We start from the raw sequence: 26,229 nt of genomic DNA, 5'->3' as shown, positions 1-26,229 counted from the left end.
AAGGGATTAAGACAAGAACGGATGGGGGAAAACGTAAGATGTCTACACCTACTGGATTTATGGAATACAAACGTCAACTGCCAGCAGATCGTGAGCCAGCGGAGCGGATTAAGGATTGGGAAGAGTTTCATAAACACATGGCTGAAGAAGAGCTCAGAACACAAGGTGCACGATGCATGGATTGTGGTACCCCGTATTGCCATACAGGTATAGATATGATTGGCGGCACGTCAGGTTGCCCCGTGCATAACCTGATTCCAGAATGGAATAATCTTGTATATCGCGGACTGTGGAGAGAAGCACTTGAGCGCCTTCACAAAACGAATAATTTCCCAGAGTTTACAGGTCGCGTCTGTCCAGCTCCTTGCGAAGGATCATGTACAGTTGGCTTAATCGGTCAGCCTGTAACCATCAAAACGATTGAAGAAGCAATTATTGAAAAAGGTTTCGAAGAAGGATGGGTGGTTCCCCAACCTCCTGAAAAACGTACGGGTAAACGTGTAGCTGTGGTAGGTTCAGGTCCAGCGGGATTAGCTACTGCGGCTCAGTTGAATAAAGCAGGACACTCGGTAACTGTATATGAGCGTTCAGACCGTGTCGGCGGATTGTTGATGTACGGTATCCCAACGATGAAATTGGATAAAAAGGTAGTTCAACGTCGTGTTGATCTGCTTGAAGCAGAAGGCGTTCAATTCATCACGAATACCGAGATTGGTAAGGATATCGCAGCACAACAACTCGTAGATGATTATGATGCTGTTGTATTGTGTGGTGGTGCAACGAAGCCGCGTGAATTCAGTATTGAAGGCAGCGACTTGAAAGGCGTTCATTACGCCATGGATTTCCTGAATGGTAGCATTAAGAGTTATCTAGATTCCAATCTGGAAGATGGTCAATATCTGTCCGCTAAGGATAAAGATATTATCGTCATTGGTGGCGGTGATACAGGATCTGACTGTGTAGCTACATCGCTGCGTCATGGTTGTCGTACGATTACTCAATTCGGTACGCATACACAAGCGCCTATGGAACGTGATCGCATGAACAACCCTTGGCCGCAATTCCCGAACGTATACACACTTGATTATGCGCAAGAGGAAGCCAAAGCGTTGTTTGGTCAAGATCCGCGTGAATTCTCCATCATGACAACGAAATTTGTCGGAGACGATGAGGGGAACCTCAAAGAATTGCATACCGTACAGATCGAGCGTATTGTGGATGAGACTGGTCGCAAGATTTATCAGCCGATTCCAGGTACAGAGCGTGTATTCCCGGCTCAGATGGCCATGATTGCCATTGGTTTTGATGGACCGGAACAAACGTTGGTAGAGCAACTGGGACTTGCAACAGATCGTCGCACAAACGTTAAGGCACGTTACGGTAAATACAACACCAATGTGGATAAAGTATTTGCAGCAGGTGACATGCGTCGTGGTCAAAGCTTGGTTGTATGGGCAATTAATGAAGGCCGTGAGGCTGCTCGTGAAGTGGACAAATACTTGATGGGTGCTTCGGTTCTGGTGTAAAAGTATAGAACAAGTTATCAATGACAACCTTCGCGATCAGCGAGGGTTGTTTGCTTTTTATTTAACCAATTTGACTACATATTTCATGCAAGTGTGAGCAATATCATTGCTTTTTAAGTGATGAAGATTTATTATTATATTATAATTATTATAAATAAGGATTAACTGAAACCATGAATCCGTACGATAAAAGTAAATTTCAATGAATATAAATCGGAGGTGCGACCTGCTATGGCAAGTAACCGGGACAAGTCCATTTCAGAACAGATCTTTCACATTAAAAATCAATTAGTTGAAAAAGGATATAAGTTAACACAACAACGGGAAGTTACTGTACGTGTATTGCTTGAACATGAAAAGGATCATTTTAGCGCAGAGGAAGTATTTCTCCTGGTTAAGGAGCAGTTCCCTGAGATTGGATTGGCTACCGTATACCGCACTCTCGAACTGCTGAGTGACCTTCAGGTCGTTGAAAAGATTAACTTTGGTGACGGCGCTGCGCGCTTTGATCTGCGAAGTACAGATGGTTCCCATCACCACCATCATTTGATCTGTACAGAATGTGGTAAAGTGGAAGAGATTATGGAAGATGGTCTGCTTCGTTTGGAACAACAAATCGAGCGTCAGTATGGCTTTGCTGTTACGGATCATCGTCTGGATTTCCAAGGTGTATGCAAAGAGTGCAGACAAAAGCATGTATTAAAGGAACAGGCAGCAGGATAATTCATTTCGGGAAGGTGCTCCCGAATCCAAAATCTGATATAATGAGTTTCAGAAGCAAGGGGCTTCCGTCGGCGGAATGCCCCTTTTTGCCGTCATGCGGACGGTGAAGGAGGAGAGATGGACGGATGAAGACACTGGTTATAGCGGAAAAACCCGACATGGGTCGAACCATTGCCGCCGTCATAGAACCAAAGGCCAAGAACAATCGCACGTATCTGGAAGGTGAGCATTACATCATCACTTGGGCGATAGGGCATTTGCTTGGACTGGCTGAACCGGATGCCTATGATACGAAGTACAAGCGCTGGAATATAGCGGACCTGCCGATCATACCTGATCAGTTCAAGATTGTACCCAATCCGAGAACGAAAGATCAGCTCAAAATGATTGGAGAACTGGCAAAACGGGCTTCAGCGATCGTTAATGCTTGCGATGCAGGGAGAGAAGGTCAGTACATCTTCGCCCTCATACAACAGCAATTGAAGCTGCGTCAGCCTGTAAAGCGTTTATGGATATCGGATTTGACGGCAGAGAGCATTAGACGTGGTTTTGATGGTCTGAAGGATGCCTCTGAATTTGAAAATCTGACCCATGCTGCTCGCGCCAGAAGTGAAGCCGATTGGCTGATCGGGATGAATGCCTCACGGGCGTTTACAACCCGCCATAATGCATTGTTGTCTGTAGGCCGTGTTCAGACGCCGGTACTCGCGCTAATCTACGATCGGGAAATAGAGATTGAAGCGTTCCAGTCACAGACCTTTTATGAAGTGGCCGCCTGGTTTCGGCAGGAAGGTGTCGAGTACCGGGGACTGCGTCAGGGAGATAAGTTGACCGATGCGGAGGCAGCAGAGGCCATTGCAGCCAGTGTGAAGGGCAAGACAGGGCAGATTACCAAATACGAAGCAAAGCAGACGAAGGAGTATCCGTATCGTTTGTATGACCTGACCCTTTTACAGCGTGAAGCCAATGCCAAGTTCGGATATGGTGCCAAAAAAACACTGGATATCGCGCAGGCCTTGTATGAAAAACACAAGGTAATTTCGTATCCGCGGACAAACTCCAACTATGTTACAGAACAGAATATTGAAGGTATGCACAAAACGCTAAACCTGCTTAAAAATGGTACCTATAGTGAGCTTGCGCAAGGGGCCAAGCCGGAGCTTGTTCATAAGAATAATAAAGGGGTATGTAATCCGAGCAGGGTTGAGGATCACCATGCCATCTTGCCTACATTAAAGCGACCAGGTACCTTATCCAAGGATGAACAGAACATCTATGATTTGATTGTAAGACGTTTCTTGTCTCACTTTTATCCTCCGGCGGAGTATAAGCAACATACCGTGCTCACCGAAGTGGAGAAACATCAGTTTAAGACATCTGTCAAAGAGCTGCTGTCCCTCGGATGGAAAGTGGTTCTCGGTTCTGGAGATCAGGAACAGGCCGGTGCAGGCAAAAAGAAGAGCAAGAAAAACGGCAATGAGGAAGAGGAAGCTGAAGAGTGGACGGACAAGGCTTTTAGTGTACAACCTGAATTGCCTGTTCAATGTACGAAGAGTGAGTTCAAGGAGAAGGCGACCCAGCCTCCCAAAAGTTATACCGAGGGAACATTGCTGAAAGCGATGGAAAGTGCAGGCAAGCAGATCGAGAATGAAGAGCTGCGAGATGCGATGAAAGACAGTGGTTTGGGTACTCCGGCTACACGTGCTGCTACGATTGAACGCCTCAAAAACGTAGGTTACATTACGCTGCAAGGGAAGAAAATGCAGTTAACGCTCAAAGGCAGAACGGCTATTGAGTTGATTCGCCGCGCGGGCGTAGATCTGTTAACTTCACCTGAGATGACTGGGCAATGGGAAAGAAGGTTATATCAGATTTCCAAAGGTGAAGCGGGTCAGGACAAGTTCATGGAAAACGTCAAGAAATTCACCTTGTCCATCATTGAGAAAGTGCGTGTACAAGCCCCAGCGCCAGCAGATGCTTTTGGTGAAGATTCACGAGGAGGCAGGGGGAAAGGCGAAGGAGCCAGAAGCCAAGCCGGCAACACAAGGCCATCTGCCAAGACAGCTAGTGGCGGTTCAACTGTAAAAACGTCCCGTCAGACTTCGGCATCTTCATCGAGAGCTGGCAGTGGGAAAAATGTGACCACTAAGGCGCCGTCTTCAAGTGCGAGCCCATCGGGAGTGAGAGAGTTACTGGCACCTTGCCCCTCTCCAGGCTGTACAGGTCAGATTATAGAGGGCAAGAAGGGTTATGGATGCTCACGTTTCAAGGAAGGCTGTTCATTTGTGGTCTGGAAAGAGTATGCGGGTAAAAAAATCACCAGTACGATGTTAAAATCGCTGATTGAGAAGGGGAGTACGCAAGTACTGTCTTTCAAACGAAAAGACGGAAGTACGGTGAAAGCACGTATTATTTTGCAGGACGTGGTAACAGGCAAGTTATCTGGTGAGAAACAGGATGCGTGATCTTAGTAAACAGTTAACATACAGCAAAAGGACCCTTAACCAAGGGTCCTTTTCTGTTGCTGCTGTTGTATATTTTCGTGTATGACTTTTGGTACCTCTTCCAGTGCAGTGATGGTATACATCGACGTTTCCGGATTAGGCTGAAGTTCTACGATGTTGTATTGCCATTCATTCGGTTGTTTGATATAAATGCTGTGAATTCCGGCTTTTACCGCAGGCATAATATCTGTCCGAAGAGAGTTGCCAATCATCCATGTTGTACGACGATCAAATGGACCGTTAGACAGAATGCCTTCCAGAGCCTCGATGTTTTTGTGTTGTCGGATATAGATCCGATCGTCAAAATAAGCCGAGAGCTTCATCTGATCAATCTTGCGCTGTTGAATCACGGTTTCGCCACCTGTATATAAGTAGAGGGAATGTCCAGCACCTTTGAGGTTCTCAAGGGTTTCAACCATATGAGGGTAGGGTTCAATCTCCTGATCGTACACACTCATGCCCAACTTGCTCAGATAAGATTCTTCTCTGGGAGAAGTTGATCTGGCGAATTTCCCGGAAAAGTAACGATAGGTATCAATCAGGGATTGCGGGAAGTGATGACTCGCGAAGCCAAGTTTATTCACTCCGGTTACATCAATCTCCAGCTGTTTGTCGCGGATCTCTTGCGTTGTCAGAGAATGTCCATCAAACCACTCCTGCATATTCTCAAAGAATTCTCCCAAAATCAGGTTAAAATACTTGTTGCAATATACGAGTGTATCATCCAGGTCAAACAAAATATGTTGTTTCATTATTTTCATGATCTAACTCACTCCTTGTAGCCAGTAACTCCACAATGGTTCAACTAAATTATATGCGAATATAGGATTCCAGGAACATATTCAATTCAGATACGCCATCCGGACGAATACTGTATTTCTCTTTACGATTACTTCCGAGCAGATGGGTTCGTAGCAGACCAGCGATGCGCAGCGCCATCACCTGATCTTTGACTGTGTCTTCGTCTTTACCCAATTCTTCACACATCTCAGCGAGGGATTTGGGTTCATCCGATACGTAACGAAGCAGGCGAAGTCTTTCTGGATCAGCCAGTGCATGAGTGAAACGCAGAAGGCATGTTGGTGGCTGGTCCTCGTTCTCTTCAGGTGCATCTACAGGATACTGCATGATCATCATACCCTCATAGAAGCAGTACATATTAATAGGACGATTATGCACCGTTGGAAACAGGATGACTTCATTCAGTCCAGGCATCGGTTCTACAAGAACTCCTGCTGTAGCATATTCAATGAGCAGTTCAGATCCCATTTTATCAAGCAAAATACGTTTTTCTTCAGCATCTTCTTCCAGCCATACGCGCTGATCTTCACTCATATTCTGACAGTAGTGTTGATCCCATAGTCGCAATAATGGGACATAGCTGTTTCGAATACGCGTAGATTCTTCTATAGTAAGAGCGGGCAGAAGAGGAGACACACGTGCATACAGGTCATCTGCTGTCATTCCGGCAAGCATGTCCAGAAACTCACGATTCTCCTTCGTATCATTTTGATACGCTGCCCATGCAAACAGGACATCAAAATCATCAAAAGGCCAAGTGGCAGCAGGTGCGAGCGCAGCTCGTACATTGGAACTTAGTTTACCTTCCACTTCCAGAATCCATTCAGGACCAATATCCAGATGTTGAATCCATTTTTTCGTAACATAAACCAGAAAGCTATTGAGCATTTCATATATCGGTGAAACATCAATTTTAACATGATAACCCATAATGTTGCAGAATCCTCCCGTCACATCTAAATGTACGCAGCGACTTAAGTACTATTAGTGCGTGTTCAAAAAGTCTGGTTTTCAGTACCAAGAAGATGGAATGAAGCTAGAAATGGAGTAGCGGAGCGTAGGAAAACTACGTGAGCAACGGACATTTCGGCTGAATTTCATCTTCGAAGCTGATGATGCCACTAGGCATGATTCGTAATCAAAAGTGAACTTTTTGAACAACCTCTATTATGGCTTGTTTTGCAGGGCGTTGTCCACTATAATGTTCAAGTCCGTGGCAAAGCCCCGATTCATGAATAGCAGTTCAAAACCATATGTATACCATACGAAAGTCGTCAGCGATGGCGATTTTTCTTTGTGTGCTCGCAGGAGGAATGAATTCGTGTCATCGATTACTCGCCCCAAACTATCACACTCGACAGCCAACTATCTTATTTTGATTACGGTTATTGTGGTAGCGGGAATCAGTCAGGGGCTTTTGCTGCCTGTGCTTTCAATCTTTTTGGAGCAAAAAGGGGTTTCACCAGGTTTAAACGGATTAAACGCTGCTGCGTTGTACATTGGCTCTTTTGCCATGACTCTAGTTGCGGAACGACTATTAGGAGCACTCGGGTTCAAAAAGCTGATTGTGGGTGGGCTGATATTGGTCATGGTCCCTTTAATATTATTTCCGTATTTACCAGATATTAAAATATGGTTCATTTTGCGTCTGATCGTTGGAATAGGAGACAGCGCACTGCATTACGCGGCTCAGCTCTGGGTGCTGCTTGTTACGGCACCTGAAAAGCGTGGACGCTACATATCGCTATACGGCATGTCCTACGGTCTGGGATTCAGCATTGGTCCGCTGGGAATCAAGCTTCTCGGATTCGGTGATGCTGTCCCTTTCTGGGTATTGTTCGTATGTATGGCAGCAGTACTTATACTGGTATTAATGAAGCTGCCGAATACGAAGCCGGAAAAAGCAGAGCATGGGCAGCTGCCTGAACGGCGCTTCCGTCGGAGTCTGGCTTGGGCTTGGTACGCACTGTTACCTGCCCTTTTATACGGATATATGGAGGCCGGTATGAATAGTAACTTCCCCGTGTATGGCCTGCGTATTGGGTTCGACACCGATCAGATTTCGTCGTTGCTTCCATTTATCGGTATTGGAGGTTTGTTCCTTCAATTGCCTCTGGGGATGTTGAGTGACCGATATGGGCGTAAAAAGATATTGATGTTTGCGGGCATCAGCGGGGGAATCATCTTCATGCTGGTTCCAGTCGCAGGTACGCATTTCTGGTGGACGCTTGTATTGTTAACGATCGCTGGTGGCCTGGTCGGCTCCTTTTTCTCATTGGGCCTTGCCTATGCCGCAGATATTTTACCTAAAGTGTTGCTGCCTGCAGCGAACGTTGTGGCTTCCTTTCATTTCACGATTGGAAGCATTATCGGACCGAATCTGGGCGGTCAGATGATTAACTGGATTTCGCCCGGAAGCATGTTTACCTTGCTGGGAGTCATGTACCTTCTTTTCGGCGCGGCAGGTATATTATTTCGTCGTAAACCTGAGTTCGAATCTGTGTTAAAATAGAAGCTGGTGTTCGCATGGAAATTGATGTCCATTTCCGAGTACACTAGTGGTAGGGAAAAACATGGACAAGAGGAGACATCGCGATGATCAGAGTAGAGAACTTGAGTAAATCCGTTGGCGTGGACCGCGTTCCCGTTCTACGGGATATTCGATTTGATATGCAACAAGGTGAGATGATTGCTGTAGTTGGTTCAAGCGGAAGCGGGAAAAGCATGTTGCTCAAATGTCTGGCTATGATGGAGAAATGGGATTCGGGCCGGTTTACGGTGGATGGTGCCGAGATTTTGAAAGAAGGCTGGTCTGGAAAACGGAAAATTAAACGGGAATGGGCGTACTTGGAGCAGAATCCTGAATTATTTCCCAGACGTACAGCTCTTAAAAATGTATTAATCGGACGATCGGGTCAGACTCCCGTATGGAGAATGGTCACCGGTATGGTACGTTCCGATGATTATATGGGTGCGATGGACTATCTCGAAAGCTTGGGATTACTCGATAAAGCACATCAAATTGCAGAGAAGTTAAGTGGTGGTGAGAAGCAGCGTGTTGCCATTGCAAGAGCACTTGCCCATGGTGCCAAAGTGGTTTTGGCTGACGAACCTGTGATTGGTCTTGACCCTCATACAGCAGATTCGGTGCTGGAAACGCTGCGCAAATTATGCGAAGAAGAACGTGCAACTGTCATTGCAGTATTGCCTATTGAACTTGCTGAGAAACATGCCACGCGAATCTGGGGATTGGCAGACGGCAAGATTGCTTTTGATATTCGTGGACGGAGACTGACACAGCAAGAAAAAAACCAGATTTAAACTATTGAAAAGAGTGATGAGATTGTTTAATTCACGGTGGGGACGCTTCATTGCAGCAGGAACTATGGCGATTATGCTTGGTTCTGTTCTAAGCGGATGCACAGTCATAAGTGACCCCAAGGGTTTGATGAGAAAACCAATGATGTCCACCGATAAGGAGAAACTGTATAACGTGGTTCAGGTTAAACTGCCGCCAGAGAGCACGTTGATTCGTCCCAAGGATATGAATAATACCAGTATGATTCGAGTGGAAGACCTGAACGGGGATGGAACTCGGGAAGCGATTGTTTTTTATGAGACGCCAAATGAGAATGTGCGAATCCATGGCATGATTTTGGAAGAGCAGGGAGGCACATGGGTTAAAAAGCTTACATTTGATGTGCCGGGAAATGAGCTGCAATCCTTTAAAGTATTGGATATTACGAATGACGGAAATCCGGATATTATTCTTGGTGTTAGTTTACAGGAGCAGAAAGCGTTGACTGCCTATTCGTACAAGGGCGGGGCACTGGAACAGGTTCTGGGTGGAGTCCCGTATAACCAGTATATTATTGATGATGCGCAGGGAAATACGCTGGATTTGAGTGGGGATGGCAAGAGTGATTTTGTTATCATTTCGTTGAACAATAGCGGCTTTGCAACCATTGCGTTATATCAGTACGAAGATGGCAGTTTCAAGGAAGTTGATCGGGTGCAGACCGATTATACTGTTAAAGAAGTTTATAATGCTCTGGGCGGAGAGATCGCCGAAGGACAGATGGGCATTGTACTGGATGCTGAGCTGGATGATCGGAGTTCCTTCTCGCAAATTATGTATGTTAAAGATAACAAGTTAGTCAATGCTTTCAAATCACCGGATCAAACGTATAGAGATGACAAAATTTTAAGCGGTGATGTCGATAATGATGGTATTATTGAGTTTGGGCTTAAAGAGACTCCTAAAGGTTGGGAGCATTACGTTTTTGACTCCAGGTTGTGGTTCTATACCTATTACCAATGGGATGGCAAAGAAGGCAAGAAATTTGTCTCGTTCCAATTCCGGGATGATGCTGATTTATTTCATCTAAATCTTAAGCCTGAGTGGTACGGTAAGATCACTATTGACACCAAATCGGAAAAGGAAAAATATATTCGATTTAAAATGATTGATACGGATGAAACCGTGGCAGAGATCAAATATTTCACCCTTTCCAAGTGGGAACAGGAGAAAGGTAAAAGCTGGAAGGAAATTACGCGTACCAAAGATCGGGTTATTGCTTCACGAGTAGCACAATCAGAGGCGGGTAAAGATGCACTGAGCAATACTTCCCAGCTGAATAGAAAGGGAGAACTTAATGAGTAAAGTACTTATTCTTGAGGATGAAGAATCCATCCGCAGTTTTATAGTGATTAATTTAAAGAGAAACGGATTCGAAGTGCTTGAAGCTGGAGACGGGCATGAAGCGCTTCGCATACTGCAAACAGTACCTGACATTGATCTGGCTCTGCTGGATGTTATGGTACCAGGTATTGATGGATTCGAGGTGTGTCGACGGATCCGTGAAACCAATGAACGTCTGGGCATCATCTTTTTGACCGCGAAAGTTCAGGAACAGGATAAAGTGTACGCACTCTCCGTTGGTGCAGATGATCACGTTAGCAAGCCTTTCAGCCCAACAGAGTTGATTGCACGTATTCAGTCATTGTTACGCCGTGTGAACGTGCATCGGGAAACTGCGGCGAAGGTTACGTTCCAGTCTGGGCCATTTTCACTGGATCTGATCTCCAAGCAATTCAAGAAACAGAATGAAGCCATTGAGTTGACTCCAACGGAGTTTTCCTTGATTCAGTTTTTCCTGGAAAAAGAAAATACACCGCTCAGTCGTGATGTATTGTTAGATCATGTATGGGGAAAAGAGTACATGGGTGATCCCAAAATTGTGGATGTAAATATTCGTCGTCTACGTCAGAAAATTGAGAACAATCCTTCCGAGCCCGAATACCTGCAAACTGTATGGGGTCACGGGTACAAATGGAAGGGCCGGGAGCAATGATTAAAAAAGGCATTACTCGGCAGATCGTACTACATTATTTCTTTGTAGTTTTTCTCGCTCTGCTGTTGGTCGAATTCGTATTTATGTTGGCAGTACAAAGGTATTATTATGAAAGTATCTACAATACGATTAGTACCCACATTTCCAATTCAAAGGACTTTTTCGAGCCGATTGCTCGTGAAAATACCACGGAGGATGGCAACAATCTGTCCAGACTCATTGTGAACTTGGCATTGTCCAATACTGAATTGGAAATTTTGGATCTGAACGGGCGCGTATTGGCGAGTTCGACTGCTTTTGAATCTGATCGTGCTGTGCTGCAAACCAGTGATATTATGCAGGCTCTGAATGGAGATATGGGACGCTGGATTGGAAGACAACCAGGTACTGGAGAATCCGTCATGGCCGTTTCACACAAGTTTGATCTGGGCGGCGAAAATACGTATGTTATTCGATATCTGACATCACTCGAAGATGTGAATTCAAAGCTGTTGAATATGGGACTACTTGCCGCTGCGGTCGGTGTTGGCGTGCTTGCTATAGTGTTGATCATCAGTATTGGTATGGCAAATTCCATTGTACGTCCAATCAACAACATCACCGCAGTATCTGCCCAAATGGCCAGAGGACGGCTGGATGTCAGGGTTAAGGGGAATTATAAGCACGAACTGGGCGAATTGGCATCAACACTTAACTTCATGGCACATGAGATTGTGCGCAGTAATCAGATCAAAGATGATTTTATCTCTTCGATCTCACATGAATTAAGAACACCTCTGACCAGCATTAAGGGCTGGAGCGAGACACTGGACTCAGGCGGTTATGATCCGGAAGAGACCCGTATCGGTATGGGCATCATTTCCAAGGAAACCGAACGACTGATTGGACTTGTTGAAGAGATGCTGGATTTCTCCAAATTGCAGCAGAATCAGATGAAGCTGGTTAAAGGAACGGTCAACATTCGTGAAATTGTACAGGAAACGATGTTGAATGTCTGGGCCAAAGCGGAACAAAAACAGGTTCATCTGAAGTTGGAAACGGACGAGACGCGTGCTTATAATGTCCATGGAGACGGCAACAGACTGAAACAAGTCTTCTTAAACGTTGTGGATAATGCGATCAAATTTTCACATGAGAATTCCTGGATTTTCTTGTCCGTCAAAGAGGAGAATGGTCAGATTATTGCAGCTGTTCAGGATACGGGTATCGGCATCAGTGAAGAGCACCTAATTAAAGTGCGGGACCGCTTCTTCCAGGTAAATCATCAAAATGGGGGAACGGGACTGGGGCTTGCGATTACGCAGGAACTGGTAGAACTGCATGAAGGAACCATTACAATGCAGAGTGAGCTCGGATCTGGTACAACGGTTACGGTCACGTTACCGGCTGTGGCTGAGGAGATGGGTACAGAGGAATCTGTAACGCAGCCTGGTGATCCTGAAGTAAAAGAAGAGCGAGCAGCAACCGATGTAAAATTGGATCAAGAAACATAATATCCATATCAACACAAAAAAAGGCGAGCCATCCATGGCTCGCCTTTCTCATGCAATGTCTATTTCATTATGAAGAAAGTTCACCAGCGCGCAAACGCCCACTTTTTTCATATACTTCTTTCAACATACGAACAGGTTGTGTACGTACAGCTGGCTTGGCAGAAACGATCTCGTTAGGTCCAACGACAACAATCTCATCCGCTGTACCTTTAACGATTGCACCGTCTTTGATTATTGCACCCTCACCAATGATGGCGCGTTCGATGTGAACACCACGGCCTACGCGTGCGTTTGGCATAACAACACTGTCTTTTACCTCAGAACCCTTACCTACTTCAGCACCGCAAAAGATTACAGAACGTTCCGCGCGACCTTCAATGGCACAAGAGTCGTGAATCATGGAAGTCACATGTTCAATCTTCGCATGTATTGCTTTGTAAGCACTTGGCTTGGATCGCCAGTCGCGCGTAAACATAGGCCAGTTCTCTTTTTGAAGACTCCAGTCTTCATCGTTGTGCAACAGATCCATATGTGCATCCCAAAGGCTCTTAACCGTGCCTACATCTTTCCAATAACCATTAAAGTTATAGACAAAGAGGGGGTTATTCTCGTTCAACATTTGAGGAATAACATCTTTACCGAAGTCATGGCTGGATTCGGGATTAGCTGCATCTTCCAAGAGATGGCGTTTCAGATACTCCCATTTGAACATGTAAATACCCATTGAAGCCAGGTTGCTTTTTGGTTCAGCCGGTTTCTCTGCAAACTCGGTTACACGCAAATCTGCATCTGCTGCCATGATCCCAAAGCGATATGCTTCATCCCATGGAACTTCCATAACCGAAATCGTTGCTGCGGCATTATTGGCCTGATGTGCTTCCAACATTTCGCGATAATTCATATGATAAATATGATCACCCGACAAAATTAGAACATTTTCGGGGTTTTGTTGATCAATATAGTCAATATTTTTATAAATAGCATCCGCCGTTCCCAAGTATTCGTCATTTCCTGTATGATAAGATGGAAGCAAGGAAATTCCCGCCTCTGCCGAGTTCCCGTGTCCCCATGGTTCACCTTGACCGATGTGGTCATGCAATGATTTCGCTTGGTACTGCGTTAATACTCCTACAGTATCGATCCCTGAGTTTACGCAGTTACTGAGAGGAAAATCGATGATCCGGTAGTGCCCGCCAAACGGTACAGCGGGTTTTGCGATACTTGAGGTTAAAGGGGCTAATCGCTTCCCTTCTCCTCCCGCCAACAGCATAGCGATGCAATCTTTATTAAACATAATCGTTTCCCTCCCAAAATATTGTGCATTGTAGTACATCATTAACGCAAAGTAGAGCAGATGAAACGATTGTTACTGTAAAAATTCAGAAAAAAGACAACATTTTCTAACGCACCGCATTTTTCTTTTCAACTTGGCTAGAATGGGGTAATGGTTACTGTTATATCTATTTTCTTGAGAAGAAGGTGATCTTTTGGCCATTCAACCGTTTGCACGCCCGGACATATCGCCGGAGCATATTTATTTATTTCATGAAGGTAACCTTCATCACAGTTATCGAATTTTGGGCGCACAGCCTGAGATCTGCGATGGCCGTCAGGGGTATCGCTTTACCGTGTGGGCACCAAATGCCGCAGAAGTAGGATTGGCTCTGGACCGTAATGAATGGAAAGGCGAAAAGGAACCTTTATATAAGATACCCGAATCAGGATTTTGGAGTCGTTTTTTTCCGGAAATTAATGAAGGAACTTTATACAAGTTCCGTATATTAACGGAAGACGGAACAGAATTGCTCAAAGCGGACCCTTATGCGTTTCATGCAGAGGTTCGACCTCAGACAGCCTCTGTCACCAGTTCAATCGAAGGTTACAAATGGAATGATGGAGCTTGGAGACGCAAACAACGTGGGCTGTATAACAAACCTCTACATATTTATGAAATGCATATGGGAACCTGGAAGCGCAAAGAAGATGGCAGCCTTTATAGTTACCGCGAGATGGCTGACTTGCTCGTTCCTTACTTATTAGAAATGAAATATACACATGTTGAGATGATGCCTCTTAGTGAGCATCCTTATGACCTTTCGTGGGGATACCAAAACACTGGGTTTTATGCACCAACAAGCCGTTACGGACAGCCTAAAGATCTGATGTATCTAGTGGATACATTGCATCAGGCTGGAATTGGTGTTCTGCTGGATTGGGTACCAGCGCATTTTGCCAAAGACGCTCATGGGTTGCGTATGTTTGATGGAACGCCTTTATATGAGTATGCAGACCCGATGTTAGCAGAGAAGCCAGGCTGGGGTACACTTAGCTTTGACTACTCGAAACCTGAGATTCGTTCATTTCTGATCTCCAACGCATTGTATTGGATGGAGATGTATCATTTTGACGGACTCCGTGTTGATGCGGTTACGAGTATGCTTCGGCTTGATTTTGAGAAACAGCCAGGACAATACCGAACCAATGATGAAGGGGGTCTTGAGAACAAGGAAGCTGTAGCCTTTCTGCAGCAACTGAATGAGACGGTGTTCAAGTATTTCCCTTATGCATTGATGATGGCTGAAGAATCCAGTGCATGGCCAATGGTAACGTTGCCTGTAGATGAAGGTGGTCTCGGCTTCAACTACAAATGGAATATGGGCTGGATGAACGATACGCTTGATTACATGGAATCTGATTTTCATGAGCGTCCTTCCAAACATCATTTGCTGACTTTCCCGGTCGTATACTCCTTTGCTGAAAATTATGTGCTACCTCTGTCTCATGACGAGGTTGTTCATGGCAAAAAGTCGCTCCTCGACAAGATGCCAGGAACCTATGAACAGAAATTTGCCGGCATGCGTGCTTTTCTGGGCTATTTTATGACTTTCCCAGGGAAAAAACTGTTGTTTATGGGTGGGGACTTTGGCCAGTTCATCGAATGGAAAGATGAGGACCAACTGGACTGGTTTTTGCTGGACTATGACAGTCACCGCAATTTGCATAAGTTTGAGCGTGAACTGTCGAACCTGTACTTGAGCGAAAAAGCTTTGTGGGAGCTTGATCATTCCTTGGACGGTTATGAATGGATCACTCCGGATGATCAGGACCAAAGTGTCATTTCATATGTACGCAAAGGAAAAAAACCTGCGGATACACTCCTTGTGCTCATTAACTTTCAGCCGGCCAAGCGGGAGCGTTACCGAATTGGTGTCATGCGTCCCGGTATGTATACCGAAGTTCTGAACAGTGACCATTCCGTTTACGGCGGTTCAGGCATTACTAATGATATGCAGCTACCTACCGAAAAGATTCCTTTTCATGGGCATCCACATAGTCTCGAATTGGTTTTGCCTCCGCTGAGCATCGTGATTCTAAAAAAGAACACACGTCGGAAAACGGATGAATCGCCTGCGAGTATAACTTCCGTCAGTTCACAAACGAAGAATAAGAATGAAAGTAATACGCTTAAACCGAAGAGGAGGACAAAGGCATGAATATTCTATTTGCTGCTGCTGAAGTACATCCATTTATCAAAACAGGAGGCCTTGCTGACGTAATCGGTGCTCTCCCGCTTGCATTGAAGAAGAGTGGGGCAGACGTGCGGGTGATTATGCCTAAATATAAGGGGATTCCCGATGAGTATAAAGACGCGTTGCAGCCAGTCATTACAACAGAGGTGCCTCTTGGCTGGCGCAGACCCTATTGTGGGATAGAAATGCTGGTTCATGATGGAATTCCAGTGTATTTTGTGGATAATGAGTATTATTTTGGGCGTGATGGGGTGTACGGATATATGGATGATGGCGAGCGATTCGCCTTCTTCAACCGTGCAGTGCTCGAAGTGCTGCCACAGATTGAGTTCAAGCCTGACGTGCTGCACAGTCATGACTGGCATGCAGGGATGATTCCTTTGCTGCTTGAAGCACATTACAGACACGATTCTTTCTATAGTGATATGCGAACGGTATTCACCATACATAACTTGTTGTATCAAGGGGTATTCCCGCATCAGTTATTCAGTGAAATCCTGGAGCTGGACGATCGATATTTCACTGTGGATGGAGCCGAATATTACGGTAATGTCAATTTCCTGAAAGCTGGAATTGTGTATGCTGACCATGTGACAACCGTTAGTCCAACTTACGCACAGGAAGTGAAAACATCTTATTACGGATATGGCCTGGACGGACTGCTCAGTTCACTTGGAGATCGATTCAGCGGGATTGTAAATGGCATTGATACCAAGAGCTACAACCCGGCTACAGATACCAAGATCCCGGTGAAATACAGAACGAGTCTGTCCAAGAAAACGGAAAACAAAATCGAGTTGCAAAAGGAACTTGGATTGCCTGTTCGACCAGATGCACCTCTTATGGTCATGGTCACAAGGCTTGTTGATTCCAAGGGACTTGATCTGGTCTGCCGCATCCTGGATGAATTGTTGTATTATGATGACATTCAATTCGCGGTACTTGGAACAGGGGAGCAGTCCTATGAGCACTGGTTCCGTGAAGCCGCGAATCGTTATCCACTCAAAATGTCTGCCCAGATTAAGTTCAACGATGGATTATCTCGTCGGTTCTATGCAGGCAGTGATATCTTCCTGATGCCATCCAGGTTCGAGCCATGTGGCATTAGTCAGTTGCTGGCTCTGCGGTACGGCAGTGTGCCTCTCGTAAGAGAAACAGGTGGTCTGAACGATACTGTGCAGGCATATAACGAGTTTACGGAGGAAGGAAATGGCTTCTCATTCACAAGCTTTAACGCGCATGACATGATGAATACCATTCGACGTGCCGAGGAGATCTACAAACAGCCAGAACACTGGAAGAAGATTGTGAAAAATGCAATGAGCGGAGAATACAGCTGGAACGTCTCGGCTGAGGAATATATGGATATTTATCGTCGAATTACACTCGAACCTGCAAATTGATGTAGTCTTGAATGAGTCACAGCACATGATGCTGTGGCTTTTTTACGCAATAAAAAACACTTCGAAACTTCAGAATGAACGTACTACATTCATCTGAGGCGGTAGAAGTGTTTTCTTTTGTTATGACCATGCTTGGACTTAGACTTTATAATGGATGGTCGCCGGATCAAGCTGCCTGTACAAAATGCGGTACCCGTAAGGATCAAGCTTAACATTCATCATGCCATCGGTTGGATACACAGACTCTTCAGTTAAAGCATCCTTCCAGTCTTTTGTTTCCATGGGATGAGAGAGCGTACGATCTTGAGATGTATTGTTCATCCATACAGTAAAGTGGAGGTTGTCATCTACACGTTCGTACACGATACAGGGATCATGATGATCAGCTTTGAGGAAACGGAAGCGTCCCTTGCGCAGGGCTTCATTGTTTTTGCGTAAATCGATCATCAGACGATAGAAATCGTAGAGTTCTCTGTCTTGTTTAGCAGGATCCCATTCCATGCATTTTCGGCAATCCGGGTCAGCACCACCACTAATCCCAACCTCATCTCCATAGAAGATACAAGGTGTGCCGATATAGGTGAAGAGGAATACAACTGATAACTTTAATCGGCGTTTGTCTTCTCCTAACCGGGTGAGCAGGCGAGGGGTATCGTGGCTGCAGAGCATATTAAAGATCACTTCGTTGGTTTGTTGCGGATAGCGCATAATCAGTGAACCCATCTCACTCGCAAAATGATAACCATCCATTGAACCGCAGAAGAACTGAAGTACTTTGTCGGCAAATGGATAATTCATAACGGAATCGAATTGATCTCCCATAAGCCAGGTCAAGGAATCGCTCCATACTTCACCAACAATATAAGCTTCGGGATTCGCTGCCTTCACAACCTTGCGGAAATCACGCCAGAAATGGTTGTCCACTTCATTCGCTACATCCAGTCGCCAGCCATCCAGCTTGATTTCCTTGATCCAGTACTCAGCCACATCGAGTAGATATGCCTTAACCTCCGGGTTGGCTGTATTGAATTTGGGCATGTTGCCATAGAACCCAAACGTATCGTAGGTAGGTATACCGTCCTTAATTTGAACCGGATATTCATTAATGTGGAACCAATCCGCATACTTTGAGTTTTTTCCATGTTGGAGAACGTGCTGAAAAGGGGGAAAGTTTTCGCTGCAATGGTTAAATACGGCGTCCAGCATAACACGAATACCCAGGCGATGGCATTCTTCTGTCAGTTTTCTTAGCATGGCGTTATCACCGAAATGGGGGTCGACTTTTTTATAGTCAATGGTATCGTATTTATGGTAGGAATTGGCCTGGAATAACGGGGTAAAGTAAATGGCATTCACGCCAAGTTCAGTCAAGTCATGCAGATGATCCAGCACACCTTGCAAATCTCCACCAAAATAATTGTCCAACTCAGGTTTGCCACCCCAGTCATGGGTTTCTTGTGGATTTAGCGTGGGATCTCCATTGGCAAACCGTTCAGTCATGATCTGATAAAAGACAGCTTCTTTGGCCCACTCGGGCACCTTAAACACATCGATTTCGTGTATATAAGAGAACTCATAGTATCCTCCGGTGGGATAGGGGGTCTCATAATGAATTCCGTTATCCGCAAGAAACACATCCTCTGAACCGGCAGTTATCCGAAATATATAGGTGAGACGTTTGAATTGTGGCTCGACGGCAGCCTCCCAATAATCAAACATGCGATCGGAAGCGGCCTTCTCCAGTTGAATTTCCTTGTAGGTTCCGTTCCAATTGTACTTATCTCCGGTCAGTGCAGTCACGTATTGCACATCATTGCGCTTGGTTCGTACGCGCAGATGTATGGTAGACGAGTTGTAGGCATAAGCCCACTTGTCACGAGGGACATGATACATAGCTTCGAGCAGCATGACAGCACCTCCTGAATATAGGATAAGTTATAGCAATATATAACCAAGTTAGCCAGCAAATGAACCATATTTACTGTAATAAAATGTATTGTTTTCAGTGTTTTCAAGGCTTTCTTTCACAGCATATCCAGCTTCTTACTGGATATACAATGTTAACAAATAGCTTGTTCGAACTCTGTACGGATGGATTGAAGCAGTTCAGGTTGGCTCAGGACGTCATAGGCTGTTGTAGCGAGTGCCTTGGCTCCCAGAATCATCCCGTCCAGAGCGCGCTCTTGTAGTGCAAGATCACGGAAGGCTATGGAGTGTAGTGTGTGCACCTCGTCTACAACACGAATGTAAGGATGGATGGCAGGACATTTCAGGGAAACGTTACCGATGTCCATGGAGCCATGATCGTTACCACTCACAATCTCTTCTTGCGGGATACCAAGTTCCATCAGATTTTGACTAAATGCAGCTGAGAATGCTTCATTGGTGACCATCTCGTCATAGGACGTTTCATAGTTGGACGTCACCAGCTTGCAGCCTGTCTGGAGAGCAGAGCCTTCAGCGATCTGAATCACACGTTCCGTGAGAATATTCAGTTCTTTTCGGGTTGCGGCACGTACATAAAATTGCGCGGAAGCATAGTCAGGAATGATGTTTGCCGCCTGACCCCCGTTGTTGATCACCCCATGGATGCGAACGGTACTTTTCACTTGCTGCCGGAATGCATTGATTCCGTTGAACGTTTGGATGACGGCATCAAGTGCATTAATGCCTTCATGCGGACTTGCAGCAGCATGTGAAGATCTGCCATGGAATTCAAATTGTACAGCATCAATAGCCAGCGAGCTGCCTGACTTTTCATAGGCATAATATGGATGCGCCATGAGAGCGACATCGCAGTTATCGAACAAGCCTGCTTCCGCCATCGGTACTTTGGCACCACGTGTCTCTTCAGCAGGCGTACCAAACACTTTAATGGTTCCGCCAACTTCATCCAGAATGGACTTCAGCCCAACAGCAGCCCCAAGACTCATCATACAGATCAGATGGTGACCACAAGCGTGACCGATCTCCGGCAAGGCGTCATACTCACACAGTAATGCGATGGTTGGGCCGGGTTTGGCGGCTGAATAGGTTCCAATAAAGGCTGTGTCCAGTCCAAGGATTGGAGCCTCTACAGTGAAACCATGATAGACCAGTTCTTCTTTTAGACGAGCAGAAGCAAGATACTCTTCATTTCCCAGTTCGGGGTTGGCACCGATATATGATGAAATGGCTTTGAAACGGGAAGCATATTGATCAATAACCGTCAGGATCTGTGATTTGTTAGATGTCATTAGTAAACTCCTTATGCAAAAATGAAAATAATTCATTGATTATATCATGTTTGCTTCATTTTTTCAGAAACAAGTCAAGATTTGTAATGTCAAAATGCATTGCATAATCATGCATTGTACTTTATAATGACTCAGTCATCAACATGAGAAGTATACAAAGTATTGTAAGGGGAGAGAAAAAGGTTGAAATTGATAAGTCGTTACACCATGATGCTGTTGACCTTTGTCGTTCTGCTGACGACTGCCGTTCCTGTGGCATTTGCAAGTGGGACTACAGACAATTCAAGCAGTAAAAAGCTGGTGCTCGGTACAAGTGCCGATTTTGCACCCTATGAATTCCATAAAGTGATTAATGGCAAAGATGAGATCGTTGGTTTTGATATTGAGATTGCCAAAGAAATTGCCAAAGACCTTGGCGCTGAGCTTGTGATTGAGGACATGGGTTTTGACGGGCTTCTGCCTGCATTGCAGAGCGGTCGTGTTGATCTGGTTATCTCGGGCATGACGCCGACCGATGAACGGAAGAAAAGCATTGATTTTTCCGACACCTATTACAAATCCAAACAAGTGATTATGGTTCGAAGTGCGGATAAAGACAAATACCTGACGATGAAAGAACTGGAGAATGAAAAAATAGGGGTGCAGAAGGGCTCCATTCAGGAAACGATAGGACAGAATATTCCAGGCGCGAAGCTTACTGCGCTCGATAAAATCTCTGATATTGTGTTGCAGTTACAGACCAATCGTGTAAATGCAGCCATTGTTGAAGATACAGTCGCTGCGGGATATCTGGACGATGTAATTGCACTTGCTCCTGCTGTGCCTGATGAAGAGCAGGTAGAAGCAGCAATCGGAATTCGTAAAGGGAATACCGAGTTGCTGAGTGCAGTCAATGGAACGCTTGAGCGCTTAAAAAGTGAAAATAAGATCGAACAAATGGTTACAGATGCCAGTCTTTTAATGGCAGACAAGCTCAATAAAAACCAAAATATTTTTGAAGTGTTCTGGCAATACAAGAGCTTTTATGCAACAGGTGTAGGATACACGCTCCTGTTATCTGCACTTGGTGTAATCTTCGGGGTTATGATCGGATTGATCATCTGTTTGTTCCGTCTGCATGATGTAGCCATTTTGCGTTGGATCGGAACAGCGTATGTCGAAGTCATTCGCGGTACTCCGATGCTGGTTCAGCTGATGATTATCTATTATGGATTAGCCCTGACATTTGGCATTAATTTTAGTCCCCTTCAAGCGGGTATTATCACGCTTTCCATTAATAGTGGTGCCTATCTTGCGGAGATTTTCCGTGCAGGTATTCAAGGTGTGGATCGTGGACAGTTGGAAGCAGCTCGGTCTCTCGGAATGGGGAGAGCCACTGCAATGCGCCATATTGTATTACCACAGGCTTTCAAAGCCGTATTGCCGGCTATTGGTAATGAGTTCGTGACGATTATCAAGGAATCCTCCATCATCTCTGTTATCGGTATGGTGGACATTATGTATCAGGCTAGTGTGGTCAAAAACATTACGTATCAAGGGATGAGTCCGTTTCTAATTGCGGCAGCCATTTACTTTGTGTTGACGTTCATTTTGTCCAAGCTGCTGGGACGACTGGAAAGGAAGTTGAGTGCAAGTGATAGACGTTAGACAATTACACAAATCCTATGGAAACAATGATGTACTGAAGGGTGTTAATGTGACCATTGGCAAAGGCGAGGTTGTTGTTGTCATCGGTCCTTCCGGTTCAGGGAAAAGTACGTTCTTGCGTTGTCTGAACCTGCTTGAACAGCCTTCATCGGGTGAGATTGATTTTGAGGGGGTGTCGATCACAGACCCGAAGCACAACATCAATGCGACTCGTGAAAAAATGGGCATGGTGTTCCAGCATTTCAACCTGTTCCCACACAAAACGGTACAGCAAAACATCACGATTGCTCCGATTAAAGTGAAGAAACAATCCACGCAGGAAGCGGAGAAAATCGCTGCTGATCTGCTTAACACCGTGGGCTTGTACGATAAAAAAGATACATTCCCGAATCAGCTGTCCGGTGGACAGAAGCAGCGGATCGCCATTGCAAGAGCATTGGCCATGCAGCCGCATGTTATGCTGTTCGACGAGCCTACTTCGGCACTGGACCCCGAGATGGTCGGTGAAGTATTGGATGTCATGAAACGTCTTGCAGAAGGCGGGATGACCATGGTTATCGTGACGCATGAGATGGGTTTTGCACGTGAAGTGGGAGACCGGATCCTGTTCATGGATGGCGGGGTTATTGTAGAAGAGGGAACACCAGACGAAGTGTTTGGAGCACCCAAACATTCACGTACACGTGATTTTCTTGCTAAAGTACTCTAAATTAGATTATTCAAATAGTGTTACTGACTTTAAGTCGGTAACGCTATTTTTATGCGAATTAGTCACCTACAGACCGAAAAGTAACTTTTCTGTTACCTAATACAAAGGCATCGGGTCACACAACATTTCTGAATTATCCAGTATTCTTACAGATGATGATGCGCTAAAAACCATTTGGTAAGAATTACTACAAGTTCAGGTTACAAAATTGTGATATATTGAACTCTGCCGAAACTTCCGGACAGGAAGTGCGGGGGATGTAACGATGCAGATTGTGCAGGGGAAGATCGATAGCACACTGCTTGGGGTGAATTAGGGGTACATAATGTTTCAAAATGTAACGAAAAACCTATAGGGTGGGCTCCTCATCCGAATCCGACAACTAACTTCGCAGGCATAATGAGGGAGGAAGACCATGATTAACAAGAAACGTATAGCCAAAACAGCAGTAGCATTATTGACAACAGCAATGCTTATTCAAGCCGTTCCGGCTCACGCAGATTCAGTTCATGTGGCCAAAGAGGGGGATACCTTCTACACCTTATCAAAACAATATGGAGTAGCACTTAACACGTTGGTTAAAGCAAATAACGACATTTCGCCCTACAACATTTATGGTGGTTTGAAAATTACGATCCCCGGCAAAGCAAATAATGTTGCTGCTGCCGCAACGGAAAGCAAGACTCAAGCGAAGACGGTTACCACAGCAAGCTTGGACGTTAACGCAGATAACAAAGTGGTTCAAGCCTGGGGCAAAACGTTTGATTACAGTAAAGCAGTGAATGTGAAAGCAACGGCGTACTCTGCAGATCCGTCTGAAAATGGAGGATGGGGTGCTGTGGATTACTTCGGCAATGATCTTGAACTGGGTACGATTGCTGTTGATCCAAGTGTGATTCCACTTGGAACCAAAGTACTGGTCACTGGTCACAGCCATCCAGGATTGCCAAAACAGGCTTTTGTAGCCACAGCACGTGATGTGGGCGGTGCAATCAAGGGTCACCGGATTGATATCTTCATTCCTGGTAGCAAGCAGTCCGTAAGCACATTTGGTTTTCAGGATATCGAGCTCTACATTCTGAAGTAGAAAGTAAATTACATCCTAATGAATTCAAACTGGGTGTCTGCCAGTCGCTAACTTGCGATTGAACAGGCACCCTTTTAACATTTGCAATCATTTCCTAACACGGATCAAGGACATCCTAATCTTTGGCCTTCGGCAATCCCAACATTTCGTCCAAGGTGACGAGTTCATATCCGCGGTTACGCAGTTCCTCAATGACTTCGGGCAAAGCCTCAATCGTGCCGTTCAGGTTAGAGCCCACACCGCCTCCTGCATGCTGCAGAACGATGGAACCAGGTTTTACGGCAGATAGGATATTATCCTTCACCTTTTCCTTGGAGAGGCCTTTCCAGTCCAGGGAGTCAACATTCCAGTTCACAATGCTATAATGCTGTCTGGCAGCCCATCTCAGCTGTTCCTCATTAATGTCTCCATAAGGTGGCCGTATCATTTTGGGGGTATATCCCGTGAGGCGGTGAATAATATCCCCGGTATGTAAGATTTGTTTGCGAAAGGCATTCATCGACAGCTTACTGAATTCCGGATGATTGTAGCTGTGATTGCCAACGATATGTCCTTCCCTAACCATGCGTTTTACGAGATCCGGATGTTTCTCAGCACGACTACCTACGATGAAGAATGTAGCTCTGACATTGTATTTCTTCAATACATCCAGGACCTGTGGAGTAAACCGTGGATCGGGCACATCATCAAAAGTCAGTGCAACCTTCTTCGTTGAAGGACCATTGGTTTTGAACGTATCGGCATATTTTTGACGTAACTGTCCCAATGTCAGTTGTTCTTCTTCCCCGGAATCTGAACCCGATACCGATTCACTTGGTGGGCTTGAAGCATTCCGTGATGAAGCTTGAGGATGATATCCTCCGAGAAAAATAACGATAACCATCAGCATAATGAGGCGTACGCGCATAATAACAGCCTCCTTTTCCAAAATGACGTTCTTCTTGGTATGCCCGGGGTCTCTATAAAATATGCGTAGTGTGAGAAGTTTCATTGCTGATTTAGCTCATGACAGCCATAATTCCTCCATATATAACATATAGAGAAGGATAGGTGGATGGTTATGAGTACATATGATTTGAAATCGATACGGTTACAGGTGATTGAAGCAGGAGAGGATAAGGTTTTTCTCGTTACCGGAGGAAAGGCGCATATTGGCGCTGTAGCCACGTTCTATGTGGATCATGAGCGGGTTAGCGGGACTACGGTACATATTCCGGGTCATAAGGAACAAGAGCTGTGTGAGCGGCTTGCCCGAAAGGCAGCCCTACAGCTGAAAGTAACCGTTACGGTAATTATGGGTATCCATTTTGATTCCATTACACGGATGCAGATCGACGAAATCGTGCAGACTGCAGAGAGGTTGATGGAGGATCATCTGAGCAAAGATAAACAATCTTCCTGACATAAGGGCAATCGCATGTTTTGATTTTATTTGCTAAAATTGAAACGAGTTGTAGATTGTTACGTATGTATAATTATATACGATGTAATATCGACTAGGAGGAATACCATAATGTCCATTTTCAAACGATTGCGTGATTTAACGATGTCTAACATTAACGCCATTATTGACAAGGCAGAAGATCCAATCAAGATGACGGACCAATATATCCGTGACATGCAAGAGGATCTGGAAGATGCGGAGAAAGCCGTAGCCGCACAGATTGCCATTGAGAAGAAATTCAAGCAGTTGTTCGAAGAGCAGGAAGCTCTTGTGAAGAAACGTGAAGAACAGGCGCACACGGCGGCACGTGCTCAGAACCTGGATTTGGCTCGACGTGCTCTGGAAGAGAAAAAGGCTGCTGAAGAGAAGATGGCTGAGTACAAAACCAGCTATGATCAGAACAAGGCTTCTGCAGATAACCTGCGTGGCAAGCTCGATGAGATGCGTAAGCAGTTAACTCAAATGAAGAACAAACGCGAAACATTGGTAGCCCGCTACAATGCAGCAAAAGCCCAAACGGAAATCAACAAAGCGTTGAATGGATTTGGCTCTGATACGGCAAGTGCCGGCATGAAGCGTATGGAAGAGAAAATGATGCAAATGGAAGCTCAAGCTGAAGCAAGCAATGAGATGTCATCCAAAGGCAAGTCGCTTGATGAAGAGTTCGAGAAGTTAGGTAAAGATCAGGCTGTTGAAGACGAACTCGCAGCATTGATGAAACAGTACGATAATAAGAACTAACACCTTGGTTGTCAGCAGGGTTAACCAGCGG

General features: G+C 45.2%; 21 protein-coding genes and 1 riboswitch. Of the genes, 15 read left to right on the top strand and 6 right to left on the bottom strand.

From position 1 onward, the window contains the following. The first annotated feature begins 38 nt into the window (after positions 1–38). From AC1S8V_RS17545 to AC1S8V_RS17535, 3 genes are all read left to right on the top strand, one after another. Positions 39–1,526, top strand: a complete 1,488-nt coding sequence (locus AC1S8V_RS17545) for a glutamate synthase subunit beta (RefSeq protein ID WP_482070115.1) — start codon at positions 39–41, stop codon at positions 1,524–1,526. 231 nt (positions 1,527–1,757) lie between these two features. Beyond that, positions 1,758–2,249 (top strand): ferric iron uptake transcriptional regulator, encoded by a 492-nt coding sequence (fur, locus tag AC1S8V_RS17540; protein ID WP_036613667.1) that lies wholly within the window; start codon positions 1,758–1,760, stop codon positions 2,247–2,249. A gap of 125 nt (positions 2,250–2,374) precedes the next feature. After that, positions 2,375–4,714, top strand: coding sequence for a type IA DNA topoisomerase (locus AC1S8V_RS17535; RefSeq protein WP_482070114.1), 2,340 nt, complete (start codon positions 2,375–2,377; stop codon positions 4,712–4,714). A gap of 35 nt (positions 4,715–4,749) precedes the next feature. Here the strand turns inward: AC1S8V_RS17535 and AC1S8V_RS17530 are convergent, their stop codons facing one another. Beyond that, positions 4,750–5,514, bottom strand: coding sequence for an HAD family hydrolase (locus tag AC1S8V_RS17530; RefSeq protein ID WP_482070113.1), 765 nt, complete (start codon positions 5,512–5,514; stop codon positions 4,750–4,752). A gap of 49 nt (positions 5,515–5,563) precedes the next feature. Further along, positions 5,564–6,484: an ArsR/SmtB family transcription factor gene (locus AC1S8V_RS17525; protein ID WP_482070112.1), complete on the bottom strand. Its 921-nt coding sequence runs from the start codon at positions 6,482–6,484 to the stop codon at positions 5,564–5,566. A 391-nt stretch (positions 6,485–6,875) separates the two neighbouring features. On the opposite strand from AC1S8V_RS17525, the gene AC1S8V_RS17520 reads away from it, so the two are divergent. From AC1S8V_RS17520 to AC1S8V_RS17500, 5 genes are all read left to right on the top strand, one after another. After that, positions 6,876–8,066: an MFS transporter gene (locus AC1S8V_RS17520; protein ID WP_482070111.1), complete on the top strand. Its 1,191-nt coding sequence runs from the start codon at positions 6,876–6,878 to the stop codon at positions 8,064–8,066. A gap of 83 nt (positions 8,067–8,149) precedes the next feature. Continuing rightward, positions 8,150–8,875: a phosphonate ABC transporter ATP-binding protein gene (locus AC1S8V_RS17515; protein ID WP_145148369.1), complete on the top strand. Its 726-nt coding sequence runs from the start codon at positions 8,150–8,152 to the stop codon at positions 8,873–8,875. 16 nt (positions 8,876–8,891) lie between these two features. After that, a complete protein-coding gene (locus tag AC1S8V_RS17510; RefSeq protein WP_482070110.1) occupies positions 8,892–10,217 on the top strand; it encodes a hypothetical protein in 1,326 nt (441 codons plus the stop codon). Further along, positions 10,210–10,908, top strand: a complete 699-nt coding sequence (locus AC1S8V_RS17505) for a response regulator transcription factor (protein ID WP_017688086.1) — start codon at positions 10,210–10,212, stop codon at positions 10,906–10,908. Before AC1S8V_RS17510 ends, AC1S8V_RS17505 begins: the two co-directional genes overlap by 8 nt. Then, on the top strand, positions 10,905–12,401 hold the full coding sequence (locus tag AC1S8V_RS17500) for a sensor histidine kinase (RefSeq protein ID WP_482070109.1): 1,497 nt from the start codon (positions 10,905–10,907) through the stop codon (positions 12,399–12,401). Before AC1S8V_RS17505 ends, AC1S8V_RS17500 begins: the two co-directional genes overlap by 4 nt. Before the next feature lie 67 nt (positions 12,402–12,468). Here AC1S8V_RS17500 and AC1S8V_RS17495 read toward each other — a convergent pair whose 3' ends face one another. Further along, a complete protein-coding gene (locus tag AC1S8V_RS17495; protein WP_482070108.1) occupies positions 12,469–13,695 on the bottom strand; it encodes a glucose-1-phosphate adenylyltransferase in 1,227 nt (408 codons plus the stop codon). A gap of 193 nt (positions 13,696–13,888) precedes the next feature. On the opposite strand from AC1S8V_RS17495, the gene glgB reads away from it, so the two are divergent. Then, positions 13,889–15,895, top strand: coding sequence for a 1,4-alpha-glucan branching protein GlgB (gene glgB, locus AC1S8V_RS17490; RefSeq protein WP_482070107.1), 2,007 nt, complete (start codon positions 13,889–13,891; stop codon positions 15,893–15,895). Beyond that, entirely contained in the window at positions 15,892–17,334 is a 1,443-nt protein-coding gene (glgA, locus tag AC1S8V_RS17485) for a glycogen synthase GlgA (protein WP_482070106.1), read from the top strand. Before glgB ends, glgA begins: the two co-directional genes overlap by 4 nt. A gap of 138 nt (positions 17,335–17,472) precedes the next feature. Here glgA and AC1S8V_RS17480 read toward each other — a convergent pair whose 3' ends face one another. Next, entirely contained in the window at positions 17,473–19,242 is a 1,770-nt protein-coding gene (locus AC1S8V_RS17480; protein WP_482070105.1) for an alpha-glycosidase, read from the bottom strand. A 152-nt stretch (positions 19,243–19,394) separates the two neighbouring features. Further along, positions 19,395–20,570: a M20 family metallopeptidase gene (locus AC1S8V_RS17475; protein ID WP_482070104.1), complete on the bottom strand. Its 1,176-nt coding sequence runs from the start codon at positions 20,568–20,570 to the stop codon at positions 19,395–19,397. Between the two features lie 189 nt (positions 20,571–20,759). On the opposite strand from AC1S8V_RS17475, the gene AC1S8V_RS17470 reads away from it, so the two are divergent. The 3 genes from AC1S8V_RS17470 (at position 20,760) to AC1S8V_RS17460 (ending at position 24,013) form a co-directional block, all read left to right on the top strand. After that, a complete protein-coding gene (locus AC1S8V_RS17470) occupies positions 20,760–22,217 on the top strand; it encodes an ABC transporter substrate-binding protein/permease (RefSeq protein WP_482074515.1) in 1,458 nt (485 codons plus the stop codon). Next, positions 22,204–22,926 carry an amino acid ABC transporter ATP-binding protein gene (locus AC1S8V_RS17465; RefSeq protein ID WP_482070103.1) on the top strand — a complete coding sequence of 241 codons (723 nt, stop codon included), beginning with the start codon at positions 22,204–22,206 and terminating at the stop codon, positions 22,924–22,926. Before AC1S8V_RS17470 ends, AC1S8V_RS17465 begins: the two co-directional genes overlap by 14 nt. A 216-nt stretch (positions 22,927–23,142) precedes the next feature. After that, positions 23,143–23,339: riboswitch (cyclic di-AMP (ydaO/yuaA leader) on the top strand. 2 nt (positions 23,340–23,341) lie between these two features. Beyond that, positions 23,342–24,013: a 3D domain-containing protein gene (locus AC1S8V_RS17460; RefSeq protein WP_482070102.1), complete on the top strand. Its 672-nt coding sequence runs from the start codon at positions 23,342–23,344 to the stop codon at positions 24,011–24,013. A 115-nt stretch (positions 24,014–24,128) separates the two neighbouring features. Here AC1S8V_RS17460 and AC1S8V_RS17455 read toward each other — a convergent pair whose 3' ends face one another. Further along, positions 24,129–24,920 (bottom strand): polysaccharide deacetylase family protein, encoded by a 792-nt coding sequence (locus AC1S8V_RS17455; RefSeq protein WP_482070101.1) that lies wholly within the window; start codon positions 24,918–24,920, stop codon positions 24,129–24,131. A gap of 153 nt (positions 24,921–25,073) precedes the next feature. On the opposite strand from AC1S8V_RS17455, the gene lpdD reads away from it, so the two are divergent. Further along, positions 25,074–25,415: a prenylated flavin chaperone LpdD gene (gene lpdD, locus AC1S8V_RS17450; protein ID WP_482070100.1), complete on the top strand. Its 342-nt coding sequence runs from the start codon at positions 25,074–25,076 to the stop codon at positions 25,413–25,415. Positions 25,416–25,526: 111 nt separating this feature from the next. Beyond that, the gene (locus AC1S8V_RS17445) at positions 25,527–26,198 is read left to right on the top strand and encodes a PspA/IM30 family protein (RefSeq protein WP_062834858.1); all 672 of its coding nucleotides are present in this window, start codon (positions 25,527–25,529) and stop codon (positions 26,196–26,198) included. The last annotated feature ends 31 nt before the right edge of the window (positions 26,199–26,229 follow it).

The organism is Paenibacillus sp. B46(2026), from assembly GCF_056786355.1.
The sequence above is the reverse complement of the archived record's forward strand: the minus strand, read 5'-3'. Positions and strand labels throughout refer to the sequence as shown.

Bases quoted from the DNA above. Each gene is read 5' to 3' on its own strand.
- AC1S8V_RS17545 (WP_482070115.1), top strand. From the start codon at position 39: ATGTCTACACCTACTGGATTTATGGAATACAAACGTCAACTGCCAGCA.
- fur (WP_036613667.1), top strand. From the start codon at position 1,758: ATGGCAAGTAACCGGGACAAGTCCATTTCAGAACAGATCTTTCACATT.
- AC1S8V_RS17535 (WP_482070114.1), top strand. From the start codon at position 2,375: ATGAAGACACTGGTTATAGCGGAAAAACCCGACATGGGTCGAACCATT.
- AC1S8V_RS17530 (WP_482070113.1), bottom strand. From the start codon at position 5,514: ATGAAAATAATGAAACAACATATTTTGTTTGACCTGGATGATACACTC.
- AC1S8V_RS17525 (WP_482070112.1), bottom strand. From the start codon at position 6,484: ATGGGTTATCATGTTAAAATTGATGTTTCACCGATATATGAAATGCTC.
- AC1S8V_RS17515 (WP_145148369.1), top strand. From the start codon at position 8,150: ATGATCAGAGTAGAGAACTTGAGTAAATCCGTTGGCGTGGACCGCGTT.
- AC1S8V_RS17510 (WP_482070110.1), top strand. From the start codon at position 8,892: ATGAGATTGTTTAATTCACGGTGGGGACGCTTCATTGCAGCAGGAACT.
- AC1S8V_RS17505 (WP_017688086.1), top strand. From the start codon at position 10,210: ATGAGTAAAGTACTTATTCTTGAGGATGAAGAATCCATCCGCAGTTTT.
- AC1S8V_RS17500 (WP_482070109.1), top strand. From the start codon at position 10,905: ATGATTAAAAAAGGCATTACTCGGCAGATCGTACTACATTATTTCTTT.
- AC1S8V_RS17495 (WP_482070108.1), bottom strand. From the start codon at position 13,695: ATGTTTAATAAAGATTGCATCGCTATGCTGTTGGCGGGAGGAGAAGGG.
- glgA (WP_482070106.1), top strand. From the start codon at position 15,892: ATGAATATTCTATTTGCTGCTGCTGAAGTACATCCATTTATCAAAACA.
- AC1S8V_RS17480 (WP_482070105.1), bottom strand. From the start codon at position 19,242: ATGCTGCTCGAAGCTATGTATCATGTCCCTCGTGACAAGTGGGCTTAT.
- AC1S8V_RS17475 (WP_482070104.1), bottom strand. From the start codon at position 20,570: ATGACATCTAACAAATCACAGATCCTGACGGTTATTGATCAATATGCT.
- AC1S8V_RS17460 (WP_482070102.1), top strand. From the start codon at position 23,342: ATGATTAACAAGAAACGTATAGCCAAAACAGCAGTAGCATTATTGACA.
- AC1S8V_RS17455 (WP_482070101.1), bottom strand. From the start codon at position 24,920: ATGCGCGTACGCCTCATTATGCTGATGGTTATCGTTATTTTTCTCGGA.
- lpdD (WP_482070100.1), top strand. From the start codon at position 25,074: ATGAGTACATATGATTTGAAATCGATACGGTTACAGGTGATTGAAGCA.
- AC1S8V_RS17445 (WP_062834858.1), top strand. From the start codon at position 25,527: ATGTCCATTTTCAAACGATTGCGTGATTTAACGATGTCTAACATTAAC.